The organism is uncultured Maritalea sp., assembly GCF_937139385.1.
GTDB classification, from domain to species: domain Bacteria; phylum Pseudomonadota; class Alphaproteobacteria; order Rhizobiales; family Devosiaceae; genus Maritalea; species Maritalea porphyrae_A.
Window position 1 is genome coordinate 1 of sequence record NZ_CAKZPW010000340.1, and the last position, 10,894, is coordinate 10,894.

Below are 10,894 nucleotides of genomic sequence, written 5' to 3' on the forward strand. Positions count from 1 at the left end.
GAATGCGCATCACAAATCTGGCCATCATCATCTTGCAGCAAATAGGTGCGGTTGCCGTGCAGCACGCCCGGACTGCCGCCCGTTAGGCTGGCGGCGTGCAGGCCGGTATCAACGCCGCGTCCTGCCGCTTCAACGCCGATTAGGCGCACGGATTTATCAGGCACGAAATCATGGAACAAGCCCATAGCGTTTGACCCGCCGCCAATACAGGCCACGACCGCGTCCGGCAGTCGCCCTTCAGCGTCCATGATTTGCGCCTTGGCTTCGCGGCCAATAATGGCCTGAAAATCGCGTACCATTGCCGGATAAGGGTGCGGGCCGGCCACCGTGCCTATGCAGTAAAATGTGTTGTCGACATTCGTCACCCAGTCGCGCAGGGCTTCGTTCATCGCGTCTTTTAGCGTCGCCGTACCGGAGCTGACCGAACGGATTTCTGCGCCCAATAGGCGCATGCGAAACACGTTGGGTTTTTGCCGCACAATGTCTGAATGATAAGTCACAATAGTGGGTTTGGTCGTGCCGCTTGCCAAATAGGCAAGGTCAGCAAACGGATATGGATAATGCAAGTGAATGACATCGGCCCATAAGGCGTGTTTCTTGAACTTATCTATAGCCCCGTAAGACATGGGTGTTGAGGCAAAATCTAGTTGTGATTGCGTTTGATGAACCTCATAGTTGTCCATCTGAATTGGTTTTGAAGCCGCATTGGCACTCATGGCCAAAACGCGTGTTTGCACGCCCTTGGGCGCAACGTTTTTGGCCACATGGTCGATGAATTGCTCAACACCACCAATTGTGTCTGGCTTATGAGTTTTGTAGAAATGCAGAACTTTCAACAGCTTTGCCCTTTTCAGCCAGTAGATCTCTACACATGATTTCAAAATCGTGTGCGCTTTTTTGCCAGTCAAAACGGGCAGCGTTTAGTTTTGCTTTATCCCCTAATTGGGCACACAAATGCGGGTCGTCAATTAGTTTCGCCAATCCACGCGTTATCGATTGCGTACTATTTGGGTCAACCAATAATCCCCCCTCGCCCACGACTTCTGGCATAGATGAGCAGTTGGATGTCACCACCGGCTTGCCATATTTTTGCGCCTCAATTATGGGCAATCCAAAGCCTTCAAAAATGGAAGGCAAAACGTGAAAGCGTGCGTTTTCATAAGCTTGTTCCAGCGTATCATCATCAACAAATCCAGCCCAATGGACGTAGTCAGACAGGCCGAGTTCACGGGCGAACGTTTTAAGATGATCTTGTTTCCAACCTGCTGCCCCGATTATTCTGAGATGGCATTGGTGCATTTGTTCTGGTGACAGCGCCGCATAGGCACGCAATAGCCCCTCAAGATTCTTACGTGGCTCATGGGTACCCACAAACAACATGTAAGCGGGCCCAATTGCGAAGGGGTTGTTTGCGCTAGGTTGAACTTGATATGTCGTCGTACCGGGATAAATCGTATGCGCGATGTCTTTTGCCCGTACATGTTCACGCACAAGATCGCTCAATGTAAATTGCGACAAGCAAACGATTCTGTCGGCGCGCTTCAGCGCGCCGGGCATCAACAGTTTTTCGCCCAACAAGCCTAACTTGGACATGGTCTCAGGATGTTTTTTCCACACAAAGTCATGAATGGTCAGCACCTTGGGGATATGGGCTGGAAATGCGGGTAAACGGTGGGCAGGTCCCCAAAAGACATCAATTTTGTGCCTTTTGATGCGATTAGGCAACACCACCTGGCTCCACACAAGGTTACCCATTCGCCCATGCAAATTGCTTGTGACCAAGGTGATATTGGGGTGAATGAGCTGCTTTGCGGTCAGTGGACGAGGCGCAAACAAAACCAATTGCACCCCACGATCGGCAAGGTGTACGACCATGCTCATCACATATCGCGAGATACCAGATAGCGGGCCACAAAGGTTTTTGGCGTCAATTCCGATCTTCAACTGAGTTTCCTTTGTGGGGCTGAATGGTCAAAGGTCACGCTCTTATACTGGAGAACCAGCCAGGGCAACCGCTTCAAACCCGCTTATTCTATCACATTACCGGCTTCTGAATATAGTTCTCGACTTGGCCCTACTTCCATTAATCTGACTTGTGGGAATTCACATTGTTTCAATTTGCGTTATAATTGGGACGTGGGACATATTGCCTTGCGGTTGTGCATTGTAAGTCATGCAGTTATGGGTTAAATAGCGTCTCTCTTGAATACGCGTGGCGATATACGCCAGTAAGAATAGCGTCGGTTGTTTTAGGTTTGGCATAAATGAAACAGATTTCACCACTTCAACAAGCATATGGAAAGTTCAGCAAAATAATTCTGAGCACCTTGGTTTTCAGTTTCGCGATCAATTGCTTGCTGTTTGTTGGCCCGCTTTACATGTTGCAAATTTATGATCGCGTTTTGTCGAGCAGAAATGAAACCACATTGGTGATGATCTCACTGATCGCTTTGGCGATGTTGATGGTCTACGGCATCATGGAATTTGTGCGCTCGCGCATGCTTGTGCGTGCAGGCTTGCAATTCGATGACGTTTTGACATCTACCATTTTTCCGCGCGTCGTTAAGGCCCGACTTGCAAATCCAAACGGCGGCGCAGACTACATTCTGTCCGACATTGACAAAGTACGCGAGTTTTTGACCGGGCAAGGTATTCTCACATTCTTTGATGCGCTTTGGGTGCCGCTCTTCCTTGTTGTTTGTTATTTGTTTCACCCCATGCTTGGGGCAATTGCGATTTGCGGTGCGGTGGTAATTTTCATTCTTGCTTTCTTGAATGATTTTATGACCAAAACGCAGCTGCAAGAGGCCAATAATGCCGTGCAGGGTGCAAATCAGTTTGCGGGTGCAGTTCTGCAAAACGCAGAGGTCATCCGCTCAATGGGCATGGAAAAACCATTGGGTGAGCGCTGGCGTGATCGCCATGCGACCATGTTGGTTGCTCAGGCGGGCGCAAGTGACAAAGCGGGCGCCATCATGGCGTTCTCAAAGTTCATCAGAATGGCGCTCCAATCTGCTATTCTTGGCGCGGGCGCTTATTTGGCGCTACAGCAACAAGTTTCTCCAGGTGTGATGATTGCCGCTTCCATCATGATGGGCCGCGCGCTTTCACCTGTTGAGCAATCTGTTGCTCAATGGAAACAATTTGTTTCCGCACGCCAAGCCAGTGCCCGGATGAAGCGCTTGTTCGACAGTGTACCTGCCGACCTTGAGCGCACTGAGCTACCAAAGCCATTGGGCGAAATCAGCGTTGAACAGTTTACTACACTTGTGCCAGGTACACGCACGCCGTTGCTCAAAGGCATCAATTTCCAAGTTCCAGCTGGGCAAACACTTGCGGTCGTTGGCCCAAGTGGCTCAGGCAAATCAACACTTCTGCGTAGCCTTGTTGGCGTACAAGCTGCAGCAAATGGTACCATCCGAATTGATGGCGCGGAATTGTCGCAATGGAATGCTGACCAATTGGGTCAATACCTTGGTTATCTACCTCAAGATGTGAAACTATTTTCTGGCACCATTGCTGAAAACATCTCGCGCTTTGGCGATGCGGATAGTGAAGACGTGGTTCGTGCGGCCAAGATGGCCGGCGTTCACGATATGATTTTGCACCTGCAAGATGGCTATGAAACCCAAATTGGCGACAATGGGCATCAGCTGTCTGGTGGTCAGCGCCAACGTGTTGGTCTCGCACGTGCTTTGTTCGGTCTGCCACAGATCGTCATATTGGATGAGCCAAACTCTAATCTTGATAATGACGGCGAGTTGGCTTTGACAGAGGCGATCCGCTCTTTGAAAGAGATCGGCATCACCATTGTTCTTGCAACCCATAAAACAAATTTGCTTGCGGTATGTGACAAGGTTTTGGTTATGCATGACGGTGCAGTGCGCGCCCTGACAACGCCAAAAGAGCTGCTCAAGCCAGCAGAAAGCGTCGCCCCTGCGCAGGGCGCCACGCCGACGCCCGTCGTCAGTAATGTTGTAAATGTGCAGTAACAAGGCTGTTTGTCGAACATGACTTCATCAGACAATAAAAAGGTGCGGACAAGTCCGCGCGCGTTCGTAATCATTGGTTACGTGGTCATTTTGCTCACCTTTGGTGCGCTTGGCGGCTGGGCGGCTTTTGCCAAAATCGACAGTGCTGTTATTGCCAGTGGCACAATTGCGGTGGAAAGCAACCGCAAAGCCATTCAGCACCTAGAAGGTGGCATCGTTGAAGAGATTTTGGTTAAGGAAGCTGAACGCGTTGTTGAGGGGCAGGTTCTGGTGCGTTTGAACAGCGTTCAAGCCCGTTCAACCCTTGAGGTTTTGCAAAACCGTCTGCGGATTGCCCTTGCCAGCGAAGCGCGTTTGCAGGCCGAACGCCATCTAAAGTCGGAAATTGACTTTTCGTCAATTGCCGATTCGATGGACGATCCGCATGTTTCAGCCTCCGTAAATGATCAGGTCGACATCTTTAATGATCGCTTTTCAATTTTGAATTCTCAAATAAAAATTCTGAATGGGCGGATCGAACAATTACATAAAGAGATCGATGGTCTTAACATTCAAAAAGAAGCCTTTGTTGAGCGGGTTGATATTTTGAGTAAGCAGCTTGAGCGTTTGCGTGATGGTGTTGCAAAAGAAATCGTGCCTGAAAACATTCTTGCAGCGCGCGAAGAAGAGTTTGTTAGCGTGAAGGCGAACGTTGGCAAAATTGAAACGGAATTGGCAAAGGTTGGCAAATCTATTGGCGAAACCGAATTGCAAATCATTCAAACCGAGCAGCAATATAAAGAGCGGGCGAACGCTGAGTTTAAAGAAGTGAACTCGCAAATTCAGGAACTTCAGGAGAACCTGAAAGTTGCTGTGGAAGTTGTGGACCGTTTGGAAATCCGCGCGCCGGTAAGTGGCAGCGTGCAAAACATTAAGGTGCATACCGCTGGTGGCGTGGTGCGCTCTGGCGAAAAGATGATGGAAATTGTGCCGGTGAATGATCAGTTGGTGATCAACGCCCGGGTGTCGCCGATTGACATTGACAATGTGAGCCCCGGTTTGCGCACAGAGGTACGGTTTGTGGCATTCCAAAGCCGGTTTATGCCGATTGTGCTGGGGACGGTTGAAAGTGTTTCACGCGATGTGATTGTGCCCGAAGATGGCCGCACACAGCCCTACTTCTTGGCCCGAATTGATGTGGTTGAGGACATGGTGCCGATTGAGGTGCAGGGCCGGTTGCGGGCGGGCATGCCCGCTGATGTGATCATTACAACGGGTGAACGCACAGTGATTGACTATTTGGTGGCGCCAATGGCGGATGCGATTGCAAAGTCCATGCGCGAAGAATAAGTGCTATATTTTTGGTGTGGGGGTTTGGCCTCTGCCCTTTACAACAAAAAAAGCCCGATCATTTGATCGGGCTTTTTGTTTAAGACGTTGAAACCAAACTTAGTTGCTTGTTTCAATTTCGCCTTTAAGCACTTGAGCATAGGCATTGCGCGCAGTTTGAGCGATGGCCATTTGCACTTGAAGACGCGAAATTTCTGTGTCTGCTGCTTGCAAATTCCCCAATTGGGCTTTTGCCTGATCTGACAGATCATCAATGCTGAATTCTTTGCCGTCGATTGTGATGGTGTTGTTTTGCTCAGTCATAGTTAACTCTCTGCTTTTCAAAAAATGTCTACCACACTATGCGGCGGCTTGCAGACCGCCAAGCAGCATGCGGCAAAGTCTACGCGCGCCCCCACTTGTGGGGTATTGTGTTCACTGTACAACTTGGTAGCCCAATCTTAAAGGTGTTGCAAGATCGGAATAAGGGCGCAAATTGTGTTGAATGGCGTGGCTATAGACTAAATTGTGCGGCCCGAAAATTCTTGCATCTACGTAGTTTTGCATTTTTCGCAACGCCAATTGGCCCGGCACTGCACGTAGCAGGCCAAGCAGATGTAAGTTGGGTGAACGAGGCGCATATTGGCTCGTTTGAAAGGAAGTGAAAGGAGACAATAAACGCCTCGCCCGATTAAGTTTGACCCAAACCATCCATTCCCCCGGGGTGCTAAACCCTTCTATCCCCTTATTGTGCACTCCACCAAAACTGTTATGGCACGCCATGGCCATTTGATGATGGTTGAAGCCCCCGTTTGGGCGCTCCTTCCAAGACAGGTAACAGCACCTGCCAAGCGGCTTACAAATTGCCGTCGGTGTCCGGCTGGACAATGAATGATCTGATACATCACTTGCGACCAACTGATGCCTTAACCCTTTCTTTTGGTGCCGCGCGTGGCAACAGGGTTCCCGTTGCCTCAATTTTTCGTTGCACCGTCCAAACCACCCGTCGGCAGCCCCAAGAGCTTCAAAGAAAGTGCAACCATTGTGGCATGGGTTCGCAATGCGGGGATAAGATTTTGGTTGTTTTGATTTTCAAACTGCATTCTTGGGGGTTGAATAGGCGTTGCGCGCCTCAGAACTGGGCATTATTGCGCATTCCAAAGTTCCCGGCGGCCGGCGGATTTGGCGGGGATTGGTCTCCCCCCTCATCCTGAGCCTGTCGAAGGATGGAAGATCAGTGCGCGGTTCTTGATTCCCCCTTCGACAGGCTCAGGGTGAGGGTTGGGATGGCGCAGGGTGTGGGATTGGGGTCGGTGAAAGGTGAAAATCGCCCAATTGAGCGGCTTGGGGACGGTCCGGCCTGGATCCCTGCCTACGCAGGGATGACGGTGTTGGCTGGGGTGGTTCTTTGGTTCAATATCACCCGATCGCGGCTTAACCTTCGCGGCGTGAGCGCCACTAATTGGCCGGGAATGGCCATATGGTAAACGCCGCCTGCCTCGCACCGCCAACATCGCACCGGCATCCCCGCATCTGCATCCTCACACCGGCTTCCCCGGACTTGATCCGGGGTCAGCCCAACTCCACCACAGGAACAAATTGGCGGACCGACATCCCTTGAAGGCACCAGAATCAAAAAATCCCGCCGCTTTTGCAAGAGACGGGACTTAAAGAAGTACCAAGATCTTAAAGTTAAGGACCCGAAGGGCGAGCCCCAAGTCTTAGATCAAATCCCCCCACCGAAGCGGGGGGGAAGTAGGATTATACGAACATGAAGTCCGCTGCAGCAAGATCAGTCACACCAGTCAACTGAATTGCGTAATCTGAAGTGTTCAATACACCGTTTCCGTCGACATCAACATACAATGTGTTTGTTGAAGTATCTAGAACACCGCGACCTGTGCCAGTATTTGCGAGTGCAGTCAAAACCGCACCGTAGCCAACTGCTTCACCGGCATAAGTACCAGCACCTGAAACGTCGATTTTCAACTTGTCTGTTCCAGACACGAAATCAGTGATCACATCAACATTCACAGAGTTTGATTGTGCTGCTGCTGTGTACACGAATGTATCAGCATCTGCACCACCGGTTAGAGTATCAACACCCAAACCACCTGTGATCGTGTCAGTGCCAGCACCACCGTTGATTGTGTCGTTACCAGCGCCACCGACTAGTGTATCGTTGCCTGCATTACCGTTAATAGTGTCGGTTTTGCCTGCTGCTGAGCTACCTGCAAGGTTGTCGTTACCAGCACCACCAGTGATTGTTACACCGGTCGTAGCAACTGTTGCTACAGTCAAGCCACCTGCTGCACCGGTACCAGTCAAACCAGAACCATCAACAGTTGTTGCTGCTGTAAGCGTTGAACCGGCAAGGTTAAGACCTGCGTTGCCAGAAACCATAACCGTTGTTGCTGCAGTAGCTGTCAAAGGCATAGTGAACTGAGCACCAGTTGTAACAACGCTTGTTGCCACGTTTACAGTTTCAACACCTGCAACAGTCAAAGCTGCTGTATTGCCAAAAGCACCGCCTACGGATGACAGTTTCAAGTTGACGACATCTGATGTGCCAGTTGCGTCAGCCAAAACAATGCTTGAAGCACCATTGACGGCACCAGTAAACTCAACTGTTGAGTTTGCCGCTGCGTCTGTGATGTTCAACATGCCACCGGCTGTTCCAACTTCAAGGACACCAGCAGTGGTTTCAACAGTAGCGGGAGTAGCACCTCCACTGTGATCGTCGTTGCTGACAGCAGTGATTGCAGCAACGTTTCCGCTGTTTTTCAGGTATGTGATCGAAACAACGCTACCTGTTGTGTTGTAGCCGATTGAGTCAATCGTTGGGTTACCAGCTTTAATTGCAGCAAGATTGCCAACGATAGTTGAACCAACTGCATCTGCACTTAGACCACCCGCGATAGCAACTTTTACGCCACCAATTACGATTTGCCCGCCATCTGCATCAGAACCAGTCACAGTGAAAGTTTGAATTTCACCAGTTCCGTTAAGGCCAGCAACAGTACCTGCCGCGCCGTAAGTTGGGACACCAGCGCCACCGTAAATCGTGTCTGCACCTGTTACAGTTGCATCTGCCACGTCATTGGTAGGTTCAAGGTTGTCCTTGTAGGTCAGTGTTACAACACCTGCGGCGCTTGTTGCTGTCGCAAGGTTCGCAACAGCTGGGTTATTCGCACCAATCGCAGCAGTCAATGCAGCAGCAACAGCTGTTGCAGAAGCAGTTGGCGTGTCATTTACGAGCACACTAACGTCAACACCTGAAACTTGGAAAGTTCCAGACTGACCAGCGTTGGTAGCGAATGTCAGTTTTTGAACTTCAGCAGTTGGGGCAGCACTTGGAGTTGCGTTGTCAACAACAGCACCAACAGTCACACCAGATGCATTTTCTGCAACAGTAATTTCTGCAACAGGACCAGCAGTAGCCAAGTGAGTGAATACAACTTCGCCAGGGTTGGCACCAGCAGTAACGCTTTCAAGTGTTGGATTTGCAGCAATCAATGCAGCTTGTTGCGCAATGATTGCAGCTTGAATTGTAGCAACAGCATCGAGATTTCCGATTTGGATGTCAACGCCGCCAACTTTCAAGAGACCGCCATTTGCGTCTGCGGCAGAAGCGATCGTTAGGGTCTGAACTTCTTTAACTGCAGGAGTAGTAACAACAGCCGCCGCTGTACCCGCAGAAACGATGTTCGAGATGCTGTCAAGATTTGACATTTTGACAGTATCGGTCGCACCACCAGCAACTGCACCAAGAGACAAAGTTTCGAAGTTTGAAACCGCATCGCCCAATGTCGCTGTAAGTGAAGCAGTTGCCGCATTAGCAGAAGTCATTGCCAATGTATCAGTGCCTGCACCTGCATCTACAGTACCACCAGTACCAAGAGCAGCTCCAGTGAGCGTGACAGTATCATCGCCTGCGCCTGTGGTAGTTGCTTTTGTGTTTGCTGCAAGTGTAATTGCGTCAGCCGCAGCGCCACCAACATATGTGGTGTCGTTTAGAAGCGCTGGCAAAATTGTTACAGCAGCAGTTGATGTGTTTGTAACTGTCGCAGCAGCGGCAACACCAAATGTTCCAACAGTAAGTGCAACATCGCCTGAGATGTTTACCGCTGTGGCTGAAGCACCAGCAATTGTTGCAGCAGTTGAAGCTGCACCAGTTGCATTAACATTTAGAGTTGTTGCCTGGCCATCGGAATAGCCCGCAGAATTGTTGAGTGTAACTGCAACTTCGCGTGTACCTGCAACTGCACTTGTATTTGCTAAAACACCAGATGTGTTTGTTAGCATCACATTGGTCAAGCCAGAGCTGTCTACTGTAGAACCAGCAGTACCTGTTAGGCTTACTTTTGCAATTGCATTTGCTGTGCCAAGCGCTACTGCACCTGGGGTAGCAACAGAAACGTCAGTGAACGTGCCCAAGTCGGCAGTATTCAATGTAACGCCACCAGTTGCACCAACAGAGAGCTTTTCAATATTGGTAATTGAAGAACCAGCAGGTGAAAGCGAGTTCGCGGCAACGCCACCAGCAGTGTTGGTGAAGTAAAGTGTGTCAACACCGTCTGCACCATCAATTGTGTCAAGTGCATTCAAAGTCAATGCAGTAGCTGAAATAACGTCCGCACCAGCAGTACCAACAACAGCATCAAGACCAGTCGTCAATGCAATCGCATTACCAACACCAGCACCGGCAGCAACAAATGCGTCAGTTGCAGCTTGTGCAGTTGTGATCGTACCAGCAGCGTCTGTTACACCAGCAAGTGCAGCAGAAGCAGCTGCTTTGGCCGCAGCATTGTTTTCGTAATCAAGGCCAGAAACTTCAGCAAGATCAGATGCAAAATCAACACCAACGGCAACTTTGTTGTTCAAAGTTGAAAGATCGTTGCCGTTTGCATCGTCTTTAGCGCCTGACATAATGTCGATGATCATTTGACCAACGGCTTTGCCTGCTGCCAATTCAGCAACCCAATATGTCAAACCAGCAGTATCAGGTGCGCGGTTGAACAGGTTGTTGTAGATTGATGTAACGAACGCGCTTGCAGATGCTACAAGTGGGTTGTCCAAATATGGGTATTTCGCGATTGATTCTGGCTGAACCGCAAATGATGCTGCGATTTCAGACAAAGTCATGCCGCCATTTGCGCGGCCAATCCAGTAATCCAAACCAGCTGGATCTGGAGCGCGGTCATAGTAACCAACGTAGATCTTGGTGATATCTTCTTTAATGCCCATTAGATAAATCCCTTCCCAATGGAAAATTTTAGTTTTTTTGCTCAATTTGGTGACCACCGCTTAATTGCAAGCTGCCACCCATTCCTCCCAGCCAGTTACGCGCCGATGCGTGCCGCTCCTTTTTCAGGGGCAACAACACCAAATGGCGCATCGAAGGTTTGGAGGTCGTTTTTCAACGTTGTGATTGAGCACACAGACGCTGTGCAAAGCGTTGATTTTACAACGTTTTGCAGAGTATCTGTTGATTTTTGGAGACCGAAAAAAGCACCCAGACTGTTAGTGAGACTAATGATCTGGTCCTTCAAAAAAAACTCCACATTCCCAGCAACTGCAAGAGTTAAAGCCTG

Annotated in this window: 6 protein-coding genes and 1 pseudogene; 2 read left to right on the forward strand and 5 right to left on the reverse strand. The window is 49.8% G+C overall.

Annotated elements, in window-relative coordinates:
- Together Q0231_RS13790 and Q0231_RS13800 are read right to left on the reverse strand one after the other, a co-directional pair.
- A pseudogene (locus tag Q0231_RS13790) lies at positions 1–734 on the reverse strand (pyridoxal-phosphate dependent enzyme); the annotation flags it as partial.
- A 70-nt stretch (positions 735–804) separates the two neighbouring features.
- A complete protein-coding gene (locus Q0231_RS13800) occupies positions 805–1,944 on the reverse strand; it encodes a glycosyltransferase family 1 protein (RefSeq protein WP_299348230.1) in 1,140 nt (379 codons plus the stop codon).
- A 320-nt stretch (positions 1,945–2,264) separates the two neighbouring features.
- Here Q0231_RS13800 and Q0231_RS13805 point away from each other — a divergent pair, with 320 nt between their 5' ends.
- The gene (locus tag Q0231_RS13805; RefSeq protein ID WP_299348233.1) at positions 2,265–3,992 is read left to right on the forward strand and encodes a type I secretion system permease/ATPase; all 1,728 of its coding nucleotides are present in this window, start codon (positions 2,265–2,267) and stop codon (positions 3,990–3,992) included.
- Between the two features lie 18 nt (positions 3,993–4,010).
- A complete protein-coding gene (locus tag Q0231_RS13810) occupies positions 4,011–5,321 on the forward strand; it encodes an HlyD family type I secretion periplasmic adaptor subunit (RefSeq protein ID WP_299348236.1) in 1,311 nt (436 codons plus the stop codon).
- Positions 5,322–5,420: 99 nt separating this feature from the next.
- Here Q0231_RS13810 and Q0231_RS13815 read toward each other — a convergent pair whose 3' ends face one another.
- The 3 genes from Q0231_RS13815 to Q0231_RS13825 form a co-directional block, all read right to left on the reverse strand.
- A complete protein-coding gene (locus tag Q0231_RS13815) occupies positions 5,421–5,624 on the reverse strand; it encodes a DUF6447 family protein (protein WP_269393101.1) in 204 nt (67 codons plus the stop codon).
- A gap of 1,437 nt (positions 5,625–7,061) precedes the next feature.
- The gene (locus Q0231_RS13820; RefSeq protein WP_299348240.1) at positions 7,062–10,547 is read right to left on the reverse strand and encodes a DUF4214 domain-containing protein; all 3,486 of its coding nucleotides are present in this window, start codon (positions 10,545–10,547) and stop codon (positions 7,062–7,064) included.
- Between the two features lie 95 nt (positions 10,548–10,642).
- Positions 10,643–10,894: hypothetical protein (locus Q0231_RS13825; RefSeq protein WP_299348243.1), on the reverse strand; the 252-nt coding region annotated here is incomplete at its 5' end.

Excerpts from the sequence above, each read along its gene's own strand:
- Q0231_RS13805 (WP_299348233.1), top strand. The coding sequence starts at position 2,265 with ATGAAACAGATTTCACCACTTCAACAAGCATATGGAAAGTTCAGCAAA.
- Q0231_RS13810 (WP_299348236.1), top strand. The coding sequence starts at position 4,011 with ATGACTTCATCAGACAATAAAAAGGTGCGGACAAGTCCGCGCGCGTTC.
- Q0231_RS13815 (WP_269393101.1), bottom strand. The coding sequence starts at position 5,624 with ATGACTGAGCAAAACAACACCATCACAATCGACGGCAAAGAATTCAGC.
- Q0231_RS13820 (WP_299348240.1), bottom strand. The coding sequence starts at position 10,547 with ATGGGCATTAAAGAAGATATCACCAAGATCTACGTTGGTTACTATGAC.